This window comes from Embleya sp. NPDC050154, assembly GCF_044460165.1.
Taxonomy (GTDB): Bacteria; Actinomycetota; Actinomycetes; order Streptomycetales; family Streptomycetaceae; genus Embleya.
Window position 1 is genome coordinate 1 of sequence record NZ_JBITJP010000046.1, and the last position, 17,366, is coordinate 17,366.

Below are 17,366 nucleotides of genomic sequence, written 5' to 3' on the forward strand. Positions count from 1 at the left end.
CGAGTACGAGCAGGCGTACCGACAGTACCCGCAGCAACAACAAACGAAGACCGCCTGAACAACCGCAACACTCTACGAAACCCGGGTCAGCTCACGTCGACCTGGGGTGCGCTGCCGGCATCCCGCAGCCACGGGTTGACGATCTCCTCGTTCGCCTGGCGAACACCCGCGCCTTGTTGGCGCATCCAGGAACCGATGCGTGCGAACGGACCACCCGTGACCAAGCTCGCCTCCCACCCGACCCCATGGCGGCAGCGCCCGGTTGGCGGAAAATATCACGCTCGGTGCGTCCGCCACGTCTCGAGGAACGCGCGGCTGTGTCCTGTCGCCGCTCCTGCTGTCGCGCAGCTTCCGCCTGCGCGTCCGACACCCCTCATGACACTGCCCACCGACGACTGCTCCACAGAAGGCGGACGGGCGGTCCCGCGCGACGGAGCACCACATGCCGCAGGTGCAGGGCGCGATTCCCTCGGACGGGTGGGGATCGGGGCCGCAGTTGAGGGGCAGGTCTGCGGGTGCGACGGCGTCGGCCTCCGGGGCCGTTCGCCGCAGTCCCACGAGCGACCGGGCCACCGCCCGCGTCGAAGACCCATGTCCGCCCCGCGTGCCTTCAGCGCCGTCGAATCCGGGATCCGGGCACGAGTTTCGCCCAGGCGGGGCCGAGGCGGCGGAGATGACGGCCTGCAGGATCGCGCGCACGCTCGCGGCGGCGACCAGGAGCGTCAGGGCTGGTGCGGCGGCGCGGACGGTGGTTTCACAGGGGCGGTCGTTGAGGGCGAGCAGGGGGTGAGACGTCGGCGGTGGCCAGGAGTCCGAACGCGGTCGCGGTGGTGGCCCCGAGTTGGGCTGCGGTCATCACAAGCAGGGTGCGGGGGTCGGTGTGCCAGGCCAGGCGTGCGGTCAGGGCCAGATCGGCGGGGACGCGAGCGGCGATGCGGCGCAGGGAGGTGTCGGCGAAGGCGTTGTCGTGGGAGCGGTCGGGGGGTTCGGGGTCGGGGACGAGGATGTCCCCGGGGCGGGTTTGGCTTTCGGTCACTGCCTGAGAATGAAATTCCCCCGAACGAGTAACCTCGTTCGGGGGTGGCGAATCCTGGCGCGGCCGGAGTCGCAGGCTACGGCCGTCGCGCAACTCGTGCTCGGATCGGTGCGGTTCGCCGGTTCAGAGGGTGTGGACTCGGTGCAGTTCGCGATCGAGTTCGGCTTGTTCGCCGATGATCGCTCCGCGGGTGGTGGTCCAGGCGTGGAGTTCGAGGGGGTCGAAGCGCGCGCCCAGGACGAGGTGGGTGTGGTGCCCGTGTGCGACTGCGGCGAGCGGGGTGGCCAGCGCGGTCTCCACGCAGGCGACGCGGCCGGAGTGCAGGCGTGCGGCGACGCGGTGGCGCAGCGTCTCGTCGCGACTCGCCGGGCGGCGGGCGGTCGCGCGTCGCAGGACGCGGGTGACGGTGAGGCAGTGCCGCAGCGGCAGGGCCTTGAGCAGGCGCTGCGGGCGAACACCCGAACCGATTCCCTCAGCGTGCTCGATTCGGGCGTGGTGTCGCGCGACACGGGGTTCCGACTCGAAACGACGGGCCGAATGACTGTGCCGGTGTCGGGGACCATCGGTTGCCGCTTCGGTCCAACCCATGCCCGGCTCTCACACGGCGCACGGCCCGGCCGAATCACCCGTGCGGCGGGACGGCTCCCGGCGCCGGCCTCGGATGGGGGCGTGGCAGGCTCGGCGCACCGGACCACACCCCCTGCGTAGGAGGCCGCGCCGCACGGTCAGCCGATCCTGGCGCCGTACGCGTGGTCGACCGTCATCGTCAGGAGCACCCTTCGTTCGGCCACCATGACCGACCGGTACTCGTCCCAGTCCGGGTGCTCGCCGGCGGCGATGCGGTAGTAGTCCACCAACGCCGCAACCTCGGGACCATCGGGGTCGGTTCCCGGCCCGGTGAGGGTGGCCGTGCCCTCGACGGTGGCCCACGACAGGCCGTCCGGGCCGGTCACCTCCAGGGTGGCGCGTGGGTCCCGCCGCAGATTCGCGACCTTGGCGGTTCCCTGGGACGTCGACACGTGGACGACTCCGGCCGCCCGATCGAAGAACGGCTGGACGGGCGACAGTTGGGGACGACCGTCCGTTCTGATCGTCGCCAGGACGCCGAGGCGGCTCACCGCGAGCAGCGAGTGCGGATCGAACGGTGCGGCGGTCACGGCCGGGCCGCCGACGGCTTGCGGAACTGCTCGATCACGGCCGCGTACCCTGCGCCGCCGTGGCCTCCGGCGACCGCGCGATCGGCCGGCGTCTTGACGAACCTGGGCAGTTCGGCGTTGACGCCGAGAGACTCGCTCTCGTGGATGAGGTGGTCCATCGCCGCCAGGTGGGTGTCGATGGTGGCACCGCCGCCAGGGTAGTTGCCACTGTCGATCTGGTCCGCCATCTCGGCCAGCCATCCGCTCACGGTCTCGATGCCCTGCCGCAGGAACGGCATCGACGTCGCGGCACCCACCTGTGCCGTGCCCAGCAGTGCGGCGCCGTGCAGGAATCCATTCAGGACGCTCCACATGATGGTGAGCGTCGCCATGTCGTACAGCGCGGACAAGCCGTGATCGTCGCCCAGGTGGGCGGTGGCCGCCCCCAGGCTCCTCAGGGCGGACTCGTGTGTGTCGAAGGCCGCGTGCGGCCCGCTGTAGAGGAGGACCGCGTCGATGGTGCCGATGGCTTGGGGGTTGGCCAGGATCACGCCGTCGAGGTAGGTGACCCCCCGCGCGCTCGCCCACGCGGCGGTCTCACGGGCCTGCGCCGAGGTGCCCGAGGTCAGGTTCACCAGGACCCGGCCCGCGAGCACGTCCTCCAGCGGATCCAGGAGTTCGCGCACGGCGGCGTAGGCGGTGACGCACACGATCACCAGCGGGCTCGCCGCGACGGCGTCGCGGGGCGAGTCCGCGAGGATCGCACCACGGGCAACGAGCGGTTCGGCCTTGGCCGCCGATCGATTCCACACGGTGGTGGAGTGTCCCTCGGCGTGGAACGCCGCGGCCGGCGCCTGGCCCATCAACGCCAGGCCGAGGACGGTTACCGGGGTGGGGCCGGTGTCAGATGTGGGCATGAGGTGCTCCCGTTCGATACGCGCTGCTGTTGTCGACCGACCGAAGGACTCGGTCATGGGAGAATCCTCAACCTTCACACCGTTATGAAGGTCAAGCAGGAACACGCGTGTTGATCGGAGAACTGAGCCGCCGCACCGGAGTCGGTGCGCCTCTGCTGCGTTACTACGAGGCCCAAGGCCTGCTCGAACCGTGCCGTGGCGCCAGCGGCTACCGCGAGTACACCGACGCGGCGGTCGGGACCGTGGCCCGGATCAGGGTCTGCTCGAAATGCAGAATTCGTGAACGTCGAGACCCGCCCCGCCGACCTCGTGGCGGTCCACCGTCACGTGGCACGCGTGCCACGCGCCGGTGAGGTGGGGCCCGCAGGGACTCGGCGAACTGAGCTGACCCGAGTTTTGTGGAGTCCGTTTGCGGTTGTTCACGCGGACTGCGTGACTTGCTCCTGGCTCGCCCAGTATTGCTGCTCGTACTCGACCGGTGGCACGTAGTCCAACGCCGAGTGCAGGCGCTCGTCGTTGTACCAGCCGACCCAGTGCACCACGGCGTGCTCGACCTGGGCGAAGTCCCGCCAGGGTCCCTGCATTTCGATGAGTTCAGCTTTGAAGGTGCCGTTCAGCGCCTCGGCCATCGCGTTGTCGTACGAATCCGCCACCGAGCCCACGGACGCGGCGGCACCGACGTCGGCCAGTCGCTCCGTGTAGCGAATAGACACGTACTGCGACCCGCGGTCGCTGTGATGGATCAGGCCCGAGTCCTTCTTGATCCGCCGTCGCCACAACGCCATTTCCAAGGCGTCGAGCGGGAGTTCGGTGCGCAGGTGCTCGGCGATCCGCCAACCGACGATCATCCGCGAGTACACGTCCAGGACGAACGCGACATACGCCCAGCCGGACCACGTCCGCACATACGTCAGGTCGGCGACCCAGAGCCGGTCCGGGCCGTCCGCGGCGAAGACGCGGTCGACCGGGTCCGGCGGCCGCGGCGCGGCCGGCTCCGTGACGGTGGTGCGGCGACGGCGGCCGCGGATGACGCCCTCGATCCCCAGCTCGCGCATCAGACGCTCGACCGTGCAGCGGGCGACCGGGTGGCCCTTGCGGGCCAGGGCACGGGTGATCCTGCGGGCGCCGTAGGTGCCACCGGATTCCACGTGCTCGGCTTCGATCAGCCGCACGAGTTGCTCGTCGCGCAGCCGCCGCGCCGACTTCGGGCGCTTCTTGCGCGCGAAGTACGTCCACGGTGACAGGTCCGGCACCCGGCATACGGGATCGGCCCCGAGGCCTTTGTCGCGCAGGTGGTCGATCACCTGCTCGGCCTCGTCCGGGGACGGTCGGTGAAAGTCGGCCCGGGGCGCGGTTCCGGTCTTTCGACCGGACCGTTTCCCCGGACCGCTTCCCGACCCGGCGGGCAGTGAAGTAGGCCGCCGGCGAGGTGCCCGTGGTGCGGGTCCTTTTCCGACGGCCCCTTCCCGAACCGGACGTGCGACGTTAATCGCATCCGGCTCTCCAGTGCCTTTTCTTCTCATGAGTTCTGCCGCGAGGGACGTCCGCTGTAGTGGATTCCTTCGTGGCAGACACGGCAGACGACCAGGGTCTTCCGATGACGCGCGACCATCATCTGAGCCCAGACGGGCTTGGCGGCCCGTCCCCGAACGTTCAGGTCTTTCAGATGCCGAATGTGGTGCACTTCGACACCGTCATGAGACCCGCACATCTCGCAGGTATCGGCGAGCAGGCGCTTTACGATCTCGTTGCGCGAGCTGTTCCACACCTGTTTCGGATGGTCGTCGAGATTCCCGATCCTGATCTTTCGCTTCAGTGAGATTCCGCCCCACTGCGCCACCAACGGCGCCTTTCCTTCTCCGCGTTCGACGGTGACCCGGAGCCCGCGACGCGGGCCCTGGTCGGTCTTCAGCACGGTCCGGTAGCGTCGGTAGACCTTCGAGACGCGGACGCGATACTTCCGCGCCAGCCTCTTGGTCAGCGAGCGCTCCATCACGTACTTTAACCGTCCGAGGCGGTGGAGGTTGAACGCGAGCTGGTAGTAACCGGCGATCCCGCGGAACTCCGCCTGGTACTGGGCGACGATGGAGAAGTCGCTGTTGACCGTACGTTCGGTCCGTCGGATCGGTCGGGGTGCATGTAGGACGGCACTTGGCGCGAATGACGTCAGCAGGCACTTTCAAACCGATCTGCGCGTTGATGCTGCGCTGACCGCGATGGTCGTGCTTGGTGTCGTTGTCCAGGACCACGATCTCGTAGCCGAGGAATCGGGCGGCCTGTGTCCGCCCATGAGTGATCACGGTCTTTTCCTCGGACAGTTCCAACCTGAGCTCGTCGTGCAGGAACCGGCCGATCTCGGCCTTGATCTCCTCGGCCTCCCGCTTCGGCCCGGTGAAACCCAACAGCCAATCGTCCGCATAGCGACAGTAGTTCAGCCGCCTGTAGCCCGGATCACTCGGATCACGAGAGGGCATGGTCTTCATCTGCTTGCGAAGCGTCCGACCCGCCTCCAACTCTCCTTGCTCCTCCAGCCTGAAGGCGCGTTGCCACAGCCGCATATACGGCCGATTGGACTTCCGACGGGCTCCCCGGTTGTAGGCGGGCAGCAGGTTCGTCTCGATGTACTTGTCCAGCCGGTCCAGGTAGATGTTGGACAGGATCGGCGAGATCACGCCGCCTTGCGGCGAACCGCTCAACGTTGCGTGATAACGCCACTGTTCCAGATATCCAGACCGGAGCAGTCCATCGATCAACCGCAAAAAGCGGTTGTCATGAATCCTCTCGGCCAGGATCGACCGCAGGACACTGTGATCCAAGCTGTCGAAGCAGGCTTTGATATCACCCTCGACAAACCACGTCGTGCCCCGCCAGCCCGGATAGATCTTCTGCAAGGCGGTGTGACAGCCCCGACCGGGCCGAAACCCGTGGGAATGATCGGAGAACTGCGGCTCGTAGTACGCCTCAAGCAGCAGGCGCATCACTTCTTGCAACAGTTTGTCCGACCACGTCGGCAGACCCAACCCGCGCCGCTTCTTCGCACTTCCCTTCTTCTCGATGTGGACGCGACGCGTTGGCGACCACCGGTAGCGCTCGCTTCGGAGCGCGTCGATGATCGCCTCGATCTTGGCCAGGCGCATGCCGTCCACGGTCTCGGCCGTGATGCCGGGCGTCATCGCACCGTCGTTGCGGTAGATCCGCCCATAGGCGAGCAGGTACAGATCCCGGTTGAACAAGCACCGGTAGAGACGTTCCAGTGGCAATCCCTTTCTGCCGCGTTCACGGATGATCCCCAGTAAGGATTCGGCGCTCTGCATTTCGCATACCTCACCGACATGGACGATCAGTTGACACCTGGGGCCCTTCGCCCGTGCGGACGGCTTTCCCGTCCTCCTCGGTCGGGCGTTACTCCGACGATTACTACGACCCCTCCGTAGCCATAGGGCTCGCGCCCCTTAGGCCATCCCGTATTCCCCTTGCGCTGGACGTATCGAGCGTGACTTAGGCGGCCCGTCCGTCCCCTTGAGCGAACTCGCTGTCCGCCGCCCGCCGGCCGGAAGGGTTGAGACGAGGAAAGTCGGACTCGTCCGATGCCGACGGCTGCGACCCAAGACGTCGTGTCGCAGGGTGTGCGTATTCCACCGCTGGGCTTCAGGCAGTATGGCTTTCGCCGTATCACGCGGGCTTTGCGCGGCAGCGCCTTTGACGCCTTCTCGACGCTCCACGCTTTCCCGCCATGCTGTTGTCCCCTCGCGCTTTCGCGTCCAGGTCAGGCGGGTAGCCCCAAGGTCATCTCCTTCCGAACCTCGGCCCCCGGTGGGGGCGATCCAGCGCCGAGTGAAACGGCGCACCCTCTCAACGCAACGGGCTCTCCACGGTCTCTGCCGTCGGACGGGGTTCGCGGGCTGCCATGGGCTGGGGATCGTGCTTGCCCGGTATCGGTATCGGCTGACCGTCACCGATGAGATCCGGAAGAACTCGATCCCGTCCGCCGTGATCGGTCGCCACCGCCCCGTCGGGGTGGTGAACCGGCGGCGGACGTCGCCCCAACTCCATCGGTGGCGTTCCCGCAACATGCGGATCAGCCGCCACCACACGAAGGCGTCGAGCCTGCCGAAGACATGCTTGGCGACCGCGTGCTTGAAGTAGTCGGCCCAACCGCGCATGATCTGAGTGAGTCTGATCAGCACGGCGGCAAGGTCCCGCTGCGACGTCCTGTTCGTCAGGGCACGGACCTTCGCCTTCAACGACCGGATGGGCCGGTCCGCGACGAAGGTGTAGACGTGCCACTTGTCGGTGCCTCCTTTGCGTTTCCACCGGATGCGAATTCCCAGGAAGTCGAACCCGTCGTCCATGTGCACGACCCGGGTCTTCGCCTGTGACAGACGCGGTCCCAGGGGTTCGAGCACGTCGGCGACCTCCTCGCGCAGCGCCGCGGTGTCGGCCTCGGTGCCGTGCACCAGGACGACGAAGTCGTCCGCGTAGCGGACGACTCGCCACGTCGGCCGACCCTTGCGGCGCCGGTAGGCGCGTTTGCCTTCGGTGGACATCGTCCCGCCCGGCTCCCACAGCTCGTGAAGGTGCTCGTCGAGCACGGACAAAGCGATGTTCGCCAGCAGCGGGGAGAGGATTCAGCCTTGCGGAGTGCCGGTCAACGTCGCCTTGTTCTCGCCGAGTTCCGTGAGAATCCCGGCCTTGAGGAAGGCTTTGACCAATATCAGGACGCGCTTGTCCTTCACCCGGTGTCGCACTCGGTCCATCAGGGCGGTGTGGTCGATCGAGTCGAAGCATGCCTCGATGTCCGCGTCCGGCACCCAGCGATATCCCCGGGTGCCGAAACAGTGGATCTCGGCGATCGCGTCCTGAGCCCGCCGTCGGGGCCGGAAACCGTAGGAGACCGGCATGAAATCGGCCTCGAAGATCGGTTCCAGCACCAGCTTCAGCGCCGCCTGAACGACTCGGTCCGCAATCGTCGGAATTCCGAGTCTGCGGACTTTCCCCGAGCCTCCCGGCTTGGGGATACTGCGTTCCCGCACCGGCAACGGACGGAACGAGCCGTCCTTGAGCGCGGTCCGCAGGGCGTTCAGGAATCCGGGGACGCCGATGAACGTCTCGACATCGGCGGCCGTCAGGCCGTCGACGCCGGGCGTTCGGGCTCCCCGGTTGCCCGCGACCCGGTCGAACGCCGTCAACAGCGTCGCCGGGTCGTGCACGAGGTTGAACAGGTCGCCGAACCGGCGGCCGGGATCGGCCACCGCCCGACGGTGAAGCTTGGTCCGCATCTCCAGTACCCGGACCCGAGGACCCGGAGCCCCGCTGTTCAGCAAGGCGTCCTCCGGCGTTGCAGCGTCCTTCCCTTTCTCGATACCGCTGCCGCCCTTTCCCATGTGACCGGCTTTCCCGGCCTCGGAGTACTACGGCGGCTCCGCCCCGTCCCGAACCGATCGGCGGTCGATGCGCCCGGCTCCGGCCGGCTGCCGGAAGCAGACGGCGAGGCGAGATCCGGAACGGTTCCCGTGTTCACTGTGGTTCGCTCGACGAAGTAGGAGCCCGACTGTGTTCCAGCGGCATCGCCACGAGTACGCCGCAGGCTTTCCTCGTGACCTCCCGGGCAGCTTTTGTATACCGCCCGAGGGAGTTCTCCGGAGTCTCGAAGAAATACCCCGGATGCGCACCGCTTCCGGCCCCGATCCGCCAGGTTCGAGCCGGTGTCGCTTTGAGAGACGTAAAACGCCGGTTCCTCGCGTACTCCTCTCCGTCACGCTCGCCGGCCCCACCCCATCTGGCAGTGCTGGATACGTCCCGGCTTTGTCAGGGCCGCTCCCGCCCCCCGGCATCACCCGGATCAGGCTGCCCTCAGCTTCAACCCCACTGCTGCGACAGGGGATTGGTGCAGGTCTTCCACCTCCACTCGAACCAACAGCGCCTCACGGCGCAAACCGAAGATGAGCCAGAACCCGATCGGGCGCCGGAAGTGCACAGGGTCCGGGTGTCGCCGGCGGCCGGCATCATGGCTCGAACCATGTCCCCTCCAGAAGGCGGCTGCCTTGTCGATCGTGCCTGGCGTACCCACTGATGCCCTCGGCCAGGATGTCCTCGCCCGGATCGCCCGCTTGAATGGCCGGATCCCCGAGGAATTTCGGCCACGTGACCGGGTTGTACGCACGCCTGCGGGCGAGCACCCCGTGCCGCCCGCGGTGCAGGTGGTGCTCGCAGTGGTGTGGCCGTCGTGGCAACGCCTCGCCACCGACGACGAGTTCGGGTGGGAGGTTCACCTGCCCGCAGAGTGCGAAGTCGAAGCCGGACTGGTCGCCGAGGAGATTCCCCGGGCCTGGTATGCGATCGGCCACGACGACGGGCAGTGGTATCTCCTCGTCGATCTCGCCGAGGCCGAGGCGGACGGTGATTTCCGTGTTCACCGGGTGGACCACGAGGGTGGAGACCGGGTTGGGGCGGGCCGCCGGCTCTCCACGCTGCTTGGCGAACTACGGCCGCTGAGCGCGCATTTGGACTTCCCCCATGCGGATGCCGATCCCGGGGTCCCGGGGGATGAGCCCGTAGTGGACGCGCACACGCTTGTCCACGCCGACCCGAACGATCTGCTGCCTCTTCTGGATCACGTCACCTCGGTCGAGACCCGACTGGCCGCCGACGTCTACCGCACGTCCGCCGACCGCCACCGCGCCGCCGGCCTCGTGACCCGCCGCCAACTCCTGACCATGGACGCCGCGCGCTGGGGCGCGAACGACCTCGCCCGCGCCATCGCGGCCGTCCCGATCCCCGACGCGCCCGCGGAGACCTGGACCGTCGAATGGGCGTGCGGCGCCCGGCTCGACTCGCGTGTGCGCGCACGGTTCGACGTCGGCGGCAGCCAGGTGACCGCCGTGGTCCAGGACAGGCCGGTCCTGGTCACGCTGAGCGGGGCGACGTTGCACGTGCACGACCTGGCCACGGGCGCGGCCGTGGTCGAGGCCGAATTGAAGTCGACGCAGGAATTCCAAGCCCTCGCTGTCACCGAGTCGGACGGCCGCTGGATCGTCGTCACCGGCGCCGAATGCACCGGTTGGTGTGACCGCAACGGATGCGGCGGCAGGTGTGGCGGGCTCGTCCAGCGTTGGAACCTGACCGATGGCACCGCGATCGGCGATCCGCTCACCGGGCACCTGGGCAGCACGAAGGCGGTGGCGGTGGCCCGTGTGGCCGGTGAGCAGGTGATCGTCAGCGGGGGCGGCGACCGCGTACTGCGCATGTGGGACCTGCGTACGGGTGCCCCGCTCGGCACCCCCACGGCGGAGCGGCCGGAGATCGACGAGCCCGGCGCGATCACCGCGATCGCCGTCGGCGAGGCGGCCGGCCGACCCATCGCGGTCACCGGAGCCCAGGACGGCACCGGCCTGGTGTGGGACCTCGAAAGCGGCGGAACCCTCGGCCCGGCCCTGACCACCGACGACCCCGACCGCGTGGACGCCTGGATCTCCAGCGCCGCCATCGCGTCCATAGACGGCCGACCGACCGTGGTGACCAGCGGCGACGACGAGGTACGCCTGTGGGACCCGCAGACCGGGGAGCAACTCGGCGACGCCCTCGGCGACGGCTGCGTCAAGTCCGCCCTCGCCGAGATCGACGGCCGGAGCGTCATCGTGACCGCCCACTCCGGGGGTGTCGTCAGTGTGTGGGACGCGAGTGACCGGCATGCCGTCGGCAGGCCCGTCTCGGTCTCGGCGGACTCGCGCGGATTCGTCGACAGGGTGACCACAGCGGTCGTATCCGGGCGTGTGGTCGCGCTGGTCGGCACGCACCGGCACACGTTCGTGGTGGACCTGGGCGCCGATTCCACCCCCGTCGCGGGGCCTCGCCGGGGGCACGACCGGGAGATCCTCGACGTCGCGGCAGGTGAGACGGATTCGGGGGCGTATCTGGTCACCGGCGGTGGTGACGGCAGTGCGCGCGTGTGGGACCTTGCCGACGGCACCGAGCTGTGCCCGCCGCTCATCGGGCACTTGATCCGTGTCGACAGCGTCGCCACGACGATTCTCGACGATCGGCCCGCAGTCGTGACGTCCGACGGAGCCAGGCTGCGGGTCTGGGATCCGTCCACCGGCGAACTCACGCGCACCGTACGCGTGAACCGCCGTGGGTCCGGCCACCGGGTGCTGAACGTGTCCACCACCGAACACAACGGCCGCCCGGTGGCCCTCACCGCCGGAAACGACGGCCGCGTGCTCGGATGGAACCTGGACGACGGCACCCCGGCCGGCCTGCCCCCGTTGACCGGACACGCCGAGTACATCAGGGCCGCCCTGCCCATGACGGTCGGCGGGCGACGGGTGGTCGCGGTAGACGACGGTGCCACCGTGCGGATCCAGGATCCGGAGTCCGGCGAGACGACACGTTCCCTCCGGTACGAGCACAAGGTCGAGCATCTGACCGTCATCGCCTCGCCCGTGCGCCCGCTCGTGATCACCGCCCTCCACAACACACTCCACGTCCGGGATCCCGAAACCGGAGAGCACGTGGGGTCCGTCGACACGGGCGACAGGGTACGCGCGATATCCGCCACCGAGATCGACGGACACCCGCTGGTGGTCACAACCGGCGACCGGCGAACCATCCGACTGTGGAACGCCACAACATGCCGACAGGTGGGCACCACCCTCACCGTCCCGGAGGAAATCGGCGCCCTCGCTCTGCTCCCCGACGGCCGCCTCGCCATCGCCTTCGGACCCGGCATCGCCCTACTCTCCATGCGTTGACCGGCGCGCCGCCATACGACGCCGGCCATGTCGCGCTCACCGCGATCGGCGCCTGCACCGGGCCATACCATCGACCGGGCCGTGGCGGTGACCGTCCGGGACAGGTTCTGCCAGAGCATGCCCATCTGCGTGGGGTCGGCGACCAGGGTCGGCAGCGGGTCGTGGGTGATCGTCGCCCCGGCCTCCTCGACACCGACGCTCGGCGCGGACAGGGTCTCCTCCAGCACATCGTCCAGGGGACGCTCCGCAGGGCGTTGTGGAACCTTCCCACGCGGGAGAACTCGAGCAGGTAGGTGATCAGGCCCTGCATGCGGTTCGCACCGTCGACCGCGAAGTCGATGTACTGGTCCGCCCGCTCGTCGAGTTGCCCTCCGTAGCGCCGTTTGAGCAACTGGGTGAAGCTGGAGATCTTGTGCAGCGGCTCCTGCAGGTCGTGGGAGGCCACGTAGGCGAACGTGTTCCAGCTCGGCGTTGGATCGCTGGAGGTCGGCCGCCCGCGAGTCCAGGTGCAGGCGTGCCTCCTCGGTGTAGGCGAGTTCGCGCACCAGGCGCCGGCGCATGAAGTCGATCTCGCCGCTGAGGCGCCGCATGTCGGCGGGGCCGTCGCGGTGATGGGGTGGTCGAAGTCACCGCCGGCGATGGTGCGGCATCGGTCTCGAGGCGTTCCAGCGGCGTGCGGATACCGCGGCGCAGACCCTCGAAGACCAGGGCCGCCAGGACCGCGATGAGCACCGCGGTCGCGCCGAAGACCCAGTTCCGCAGGGCCGTCGTGGCCATCAGGTCGTCCCTGGCCCGGGCGCGGTCCGCACGCCGCCGTTCCCGCCGGCTGCTCGAGGCGGCGCGCACCTGGTCGAAAAGTACCTTGCCCTCTGCTGCCCGTTCGGTGGCCAGGGACGACGGCGCGCCCGGCGGCGCGGCGGCGGGCGATCCTTTCCTGCCACCTCCCCACCGCGTCCCGCACCGCCACGAGATCACGCAGGCCAGCGGGGTCGCCGCGCAACAGCTCCGTCAGCTGCGCGGTGTCCGCTTCCTGCTCGAGTAGTCCCTGCCGAAAGGGGGTCACGAACTCCGGGATGCCGGTGAGCCCGTATCCGCGGATTCCGGTTTCCTGGTTGAGCAGGGCCGATTCCAGGCGCAGGGCGGTGGACAGGGCCGGGGACCGCACGTCCACGAGGTCTTCGCTTATCGACCCGGCCCGCCCCAGGTGAACCGCTCCGAGTTTGATCCAAGGCCGCGTAGTTAAGGCTTGTCGGCGCAGGTCAAGAGGGCTTTGAAGATCCCGAGATAAGGCGAGGGGCCCCTGGTATACCTCGGGAGTCCGCCAAGACATCTCAAGGTTCAGAGGTCCCCTTGCCGTTCCAGTATTCCACCGCGCCCGCTCCGGAGGGAGCGGGTCCTGTGGCCGATGCGTTCACCGCCGGCCACCTGGGCGAGCTGACGAGATACGTTCCGTTTGACCTGGTCGATGCGGTTCTGGCAGAGACCGGTCGTGTCCAGAAGCGGTTGCGGTTACTGCCGTCGCGGGTCGGGATCTACTTCCTGCTGGCGCTCGGACTGTTCCCTCACCTGGGGTATATGCGCGTGTGGTCCATGCTGACCAGTGCGCTTCCCGGTGCGGCACGGGTTTCGGAGAAGGCTCTGCGGGATGTGCGCCGCCGAATCGGCCCCAAACCGGTCGAGTTGCTGTTCGACACCCTCGCGGTGCCTGCTGCAGATCCGCGCACCCCGGGCTTGCGGTACCGGCGTTGGCGCACCGTCGCCTTCGACGGATGCGCATCGCTGCACTGCCCGGACTCGGGGCGCAACCGCGCCTGGCTCGGGCGCGCGGCAACCGGCCGTGGCGGGTTCCACGGCTACCCGTGTCTGCAACTGATGACACTGGCCGAAACCGGCACCCGCGCCCTGCTCGGCGCCGTGTTCGGGCCACGTGGCACCGGAGAGATCACCTACGCCGCGCGCCTGGTCGACCGGCTCGCGCCGGACATGCTCCTGCTGGCGGACCGCGCCTTCGACGGCGGTGAGTTTCTCGCGGCCGTCCGTACGACTGGGGCGCAGTTCCTGGTCCGTATGCGTGCGGGCCGCAGGTTGCCCCGCCTCGCGGTGTTGCCCGACGGTTCGATCCTCACCCGCCTGGGCCGACTCGACGTGCGCGTTGTTCAAGCACAGGTCACCACGCGTCTGGCCGACGGCACCAGCGTCACAGGCCACTACGCGCTGGCCACCAGCCTGCTCGACCACCGCGCCCACCCGGCAACCGAGTTGATCGCCCTCTACCACGAACGCTGGGAGATCGAATCGAGCTATTTCGCCCTGCGCCACACCCTGCTACGTGGACGGGTACTGCGCTCAATGGACCCGGCAGGACTGGAACAGGAACTGTGGTCCCTGCTCACGCTCTACCAGATACTGCGCCACGCGATGGTCGATGCCGCCCGGTCCCGACCAGATCTGGATCCCGACCGGGTCAGCTTCACCGCTGCCGCCGCCACCGCCCAAGCCACCGTGGTCCGCGCCGCTGGAATCGCCGACCAGCACGATCCGGCCCCGCCCTGGTCCATCGCCACCGCCGTCCTCGCACACCCGCTCCCCGCCCGCCGGGCCCGGCTCTCGGCTCGCAAGGTCAAGTCACCGATCTCGCGCTACGCCGGCCGCCCGCTCGAGGAACGCCCTCTGACCAGCACTCGGATCACCGGCATCGACATCGACGTGGAGAGCCCGGGAACCGCACCCCGCCTCGAGCCCTCACCAGCTGCCCAAGCGAAAATTATGAAACCCGGCTCCCGCGTCGACCGCGTCTTCGCGTTCCTCGGAGCCACCCCGGACCGCTCCTTCACCCCGAGCGAACTCGCACAGGTCCTCGGCATCACCAACATCAACAGCTTCAGCGTCCAGCTGGCCACGTGGGCTCGTCGAGGACTGCTCGGCAAACCCACCCGCGGCCGATACACGATCCCGGACACCTGCCCTTCACCAGTCCCTTGACCTGCGCCGACAAGCCTTAACTACGCGGCCTTGGAGTTTGATCGAGACTCTGGCTCTTGAGAGAATCGGACGAATCATGCCGAAGCACCATCCAAGGGACCTCAAGGAGCGGGCCGTGCGCCTGCTACTGGAGTCCCGTGACCGGTACAAGTCCGAGCACGCGGCGATCCGATCGATCGCCGCCAAGCTCGACGTGGGACCCGAGTCGCTGCGCCATTGGGTACGCCGGGCGGAGGTCGACTCCGGTCACCGGCCCGGGACCACGACAGAGGAATCCGCGCAACTCAAGGCGTTGAAAAAGGAGAACGCCGAACTCAAGCGCGCGAACGAAATCCTCAAGGCCGCGGCGTCTTTCTTCACGGCCGAGCTCGACCGGCCACACACGCGCTCGTAGCCTTCATCGACGAGCACCGGGACCGCTTCGGCCGAGTCGAGCCGATCTGCACCGTGCTCACCGCACACGACTGCGGCATCCACCCGAGCACCTACCACGCGCACAAGAAGCGCACCCCCTCGGCACGATCCCTTCGCGACGCGGAACTGACCGCCCTGATCGCGAACGTCCACGAAACCAACCACGGCGTCCACGGAGTCCGCAAGGTCTGGGCCGAGTTGAAGCGCCGCGGCCACACCGACGTCGCCCGATGCACCGTCGCCCGGCCGATGAAGGACGCCGGGCTCTCCGGCGCCGTCCGCGGCCGGAAGGTCCGCACCACCGAACCGGACCCGACCGCCACACGGGCGCCGGACCGTTGCGACGCGACTTCGTCGCGACGGCGCCGAACCGCCTGTGGGTGGCCGACTTCACCCACGTCGCCGCATGGGCCGGCACCGTCCACGTCGCGTTCGTCGTTGACACCTTCTCCCGCCGCGTCGTCGGCTGGTCGGCCGCCACCGACAAGCGGACCGACCTCGTACTCTCCGCGTTCGAAATGGGCCTGTGACAGCGCGACCGCACGCAACACCCCGTCCTGCACGGGGAGTTGATCCATCACAGCGACACCGGCTCGCAAGGCGGATTCAACCGGTCGTCGCAACACCTTGATCACGGAGGTGTTGGATGGGACGGCCGAGGAAGCTGATGCGGCAGGTGCCGGCCGGGGCGCGACGGCAGTGGGCCGCGGATCGGGCGATGCGGGCGCCGATGCGCTCGCCCGGCCGCCCAGAGCCGTCGCGCGCTGTGCAACGGAAGTTCTGGCGCCTGATCGCGTCGGGGGTCACTACGGTCCAGGCCGCCGATGGGGTCGGCGTGTCGGCACCGGTCGGGATCCGGTGGTTTCGACACGCCGGCGGTATGACGCCGCTGAGCCTGGAAGAGCCCTCGGGCCGGTACCTGTCGTTCGCTGAGCGTGGGGAGATCGCGCTGCTGCGCGCCCAGGAGCTCGGCGTGCGCGAGATCGCCCGCAGGATCGGACGCGACGCGGGCACGATCTCACGCGAACTGCGCCGCAACGCGGCGACCCGGAGCGGCAAGTCGGTCTACCGGGCTCTGGTGGCGCAGTGGAAAGCGCAGCAGGCCGCGAAGCGTCCGAAGACCGTGAGGCTCGCGGGCAACGACAGGTTGCGCGAGTACGTGCAGGATCGGCTCGCCGGCAGTGTCCGTCGACCCGACGCCACGATCGTCACCGGGCCTGAGACGCGTGCCTGGAAGGGGTTGAACAAGCCGCATCGGCAGGACAGGCGGTGGGCGACGGCCTGGAGTCCGGAACAGATCTCGCACCGGCCTCGTGCCGAGTTCCCCGATGACGAGTCCATGCGCATCAGCCACGAAGCGATCTACCAGGCGCTGTTCATCGAAGGCCGTGGCGCGCTCGAGCGGGAACTCGTCGCATGCCTGCGCACCGGCCGGGCACTGCGGACTCCCCGTGCACGGTCGCAGAACAAGCCGCAGGGGCACGTCACCACGGACGTCGTCCTCAGCGAACGCCCCGCCGAGGCCGCAGACCGCGCGGTCCCCGGACATTGGGAAGGAGATTTGATCATCGGGACGGGGTGATCTGCGATCGGCACGCTCGTCGAGCGCAGCAGCAGCTCCACGCTTCTGGTGCACCTGCCCCGGCTCGAGGGCTGGGGCGAGAATTCGCCCGTGAAGAACGGACCCTCGCTCGGAGGCTATGGCGCAGTCGCGATGAACACGGCGCTTACCGCATCGATGATGAAACTGCCCGAGCAGCTGCGCAAAACCCTCATCTGGGACCGCGGAAAGGAACTCTCGGGCCACGCCCGGTTCGCCGTCGAAACCGGGACGAAAATGTTCTTCGCCGATCCGCACCCACCCTGGCAACGACCGACGAACGAGAATACGAACGGGCTGCTGCGTCAGTACTTCCCGAAGGGCACCGACCTGTCCCGTTGGTCGTCCGCAGACCTCGAAGCCGTCGCCCTGGCGATCAACAACCGGCCCCGCAAGATCCTCGGTAGGCGGACACCAGCCGAGGTCTTCGAGGAGCAGCTACGCTCACTACAACAACCAGGTGTTGCAACGACCGGTTGAACTCGCCAATTACACGTCCGAAGAGTTCGCGAAGTCGGTCGCCGGTCACGG

Annotated in this window: 10 protein-coding genes and 6 pseudogenes; 7 read left to right on the forward strand and 9 right to left on the reverse strand. The window is 68.4% G+C overall.

Annotated features, from left to right (window positions below):
• Positions 1 to 754: 754 nt before the first annotated feature.
• The 4 genes from ACIBSV_RS48620 to ACIBSV_RS48635 all read right to left on the reverse strand — a co-directional run bounded on the left by ACIBSV_RS48620 (position 755) and on the right by ACIBSV_RS48635 (position 3,089).
• Positions 755 to 1,036 carry a hypothetical protein gene (locus ACIBSV_RS48620; protein WP_395874095.1) on the reverse strand — a complete coding sequence of 94 codons (282 nt, stop codon included), beginning with the start codon at positions 1,034 to 1,036 and terminating at the stop codon, positions 755 to 757.
• A 123-nt stretch (positions 1,037 to 1,159) separates the two neighbouring features.
• Positions 1,160 to 1,624 carry a lasso peptide biosynthesis B2 protein gene (locus ACIBSV_RS48625; RefSeq protein ID WP_395874097.1) on the reverse strand — a complete coding sequence of 155 codons (465 nt, stop codon included), beginning with the start codon at positions 1,622 to 1,624 and terminating at the stop codon, positions 1,160 to 1,162.
• 137 nt (positions 1,625 to 1,761) lie between these two features.
• The gene (locus ACIBSV_RS48630) at positions 1,762 to 2,193 is read right to left on the reverse strand and encodes a PPOX class F420-dependent oxidoreductase (RefSeq protein WP_395874099.1); all 432 of its coding nucleotides are present in this window, start codon (positions 2,191 to 2,193) and stop codon (positions 1,762 to 1,764) included.
• A complete protein-coding gene (locus ACIBSV_RS48635) occupies positions 2,190 to 3,089 on the reverse strand; it encodes an NAD(P)-dependent oxidoreductase (RefSeq protein WP_395874101.1) in 900 nt (299 codons plus the stop codon). The genes ACIBSV_RS48630 and ACIBSV_RS48635 overlap by 4 nt, the downstream gene beginning before the upstream one ends.
• A 107-nt stretch (positions 3,090 to 3,196) precedes the next feature.
• Here ACIBSV_RS48635 and ACIBSV_RS48640 point away from each other — a divergent pair.
• Positions 3,197 to 3,346 (forward strand): annotated as a pseudogene (locus ACIBSV_RS48640) (MerR family DNA-binding transcriptional regulator); the annotation flags it as partial.
• A gap of 162 nt (positions 3,347 to 3,508) precedes the next feature.
• Here ACIBSV_RS48640 and ACIBSV_RS48645 read toward each other — a convergent pair.
• From ACIBSV_RS48645 to ACIBSV_RS48660, 4 genes and pseudogenes are all read right to left on the reverse strand, one after another.
• Complete coding sequence (locus tag ACIBSV_RS48645; protein ID WP_395874103.1) at positions 3,509 to 4,612, reverse strand: IS3 family transposase; 1,104 nt, start codon at positions 4,610 to 4,612, stop codon at positions 3,509 to 3,511.
• Positions 4,609 to 6,403: pseudogene (locus tag ACIBSV_RS48650) on the reverse strand (reverse transcriptase domain-containing protein). The gene ACIBSV_RS48645 and the pseudogene ACIBSV_RS48650 overlap by 4 nt, the downstream one beginning before the upstream one ends.
• A 138-nt stretch (positions 6,404 to 6,541) precedes the next feature.
• Positions 6,542 to 7,441, reverse strand: coding sequence for a group II intron maturase-specific domain-containing protein (locus tag ACIBSV_RS48655; RefSeq protein WP_395874153.1), 900 nt, complete (start codon positions 7,439 to 7,441; stop codon positions 6,542 to 6,544).
• Positions 7,418 to 8,473: pseudogene (locus ACIBSV_RS48660) on the reverse strand (reverse transcriptase domain-containing protein); the annotation flags it as partial. The gene ACIBSV_RS48655 and the pseudogene ACIBSV_RS48660, both read right to left, overlap by 24 nt.
• Positions 8,474 to 9,031: 558 nt before the next feature.
• Between ACIBSV_RS48660 and ACIBSV_RS48665 the strand changes: the two are divergent.
• Positions 9,032 to 11,839, forward strand: coding sequence for a WD40 repeat domain-containing protein (locus ACIBSV_RS48665; protein WP_395874105.1), 2,808 nt, complete (start codon positions 9,032 to 9,034; stop codon positions 11,837 to 11,839).
• A 101-nt stretch (positions 11,840 to 11,940) separates the two neighbouring features.
• Here the strand turns inward: ACIBSV_RS48665 and ACIBSV_RS48670 are convergent.
• A pseudogene (locus tag ACIBSV_RS48670) lies at positions 11,941 to 13,169 on the reverse strand (CHASE3 domain-containing protein); the annotation flags it as partial.
• Between the two features lie 68 nt (positions 13,170 to 13,237).
• Here ACIBSV_RS48670 and ACIBSV_RS48675 point away from each other — a divergent pair.
• From ACIBSV_RS48675 to ACIBSV_RS48695, 5 genes and pseudogenes are all read left to right on the forward strand, one after another.
• Positions 13,238 to 14,821 (forward strand): IS4 family transposase, encoded by a 1,584-nt coding sequence (locus ACIBSV_RS48675; protein ID WP_395874107.1) that lies wholly within the window; start codon positions 13,238 to 13,240, stop codon positions 14,819 to 14,821.
• Positions 14,822 to 14,897: 76 nt separating this feature from the next.
• Positions 14,898 to 15,215, forward strand: a complete 318-nt coding sequence (locus ACIBSV_RS48680; RefSeq protein WP_395874155.1) for a transposase — start codon at positions 14,898 to 14,900, stop codon at positions 15,213 to 15,215.
• Between the two features lie 53 nt (positions 15,216 to 15,268).
• Positions 15,269 to 15,514, forward strand: a pseudogene (locus ACIBSV_RS48685) (IS3 family transposase); the annotation flags it as partial.
• Positions 15,515 to 15,573: 59 nt separating this feature from the next.
• Positions 15,574 to 15,765 carry a DDE-type integrase/transposase/recombinase gene (locus ACIBSV_RS48690; RefSeq protein WP_395874109.1) on the forward strand — a complete coding sequence of 64 codons (192 nt, stop codon included), beginning with the start codon at positions 15,574 to 15,576 and terminating at the stop codon, positions 15,763 to 15,765.
• Between the two features lie 137 nt (positions 15,766 to 15,902).
• Positions 15,903 to 17,315: pseudogene (locus tag ACIBSV_RS48695) on the forward strand (IS30 family transposase).
• Positions 17,316 to 17,366: the final 51 nt, after the last annotated feature.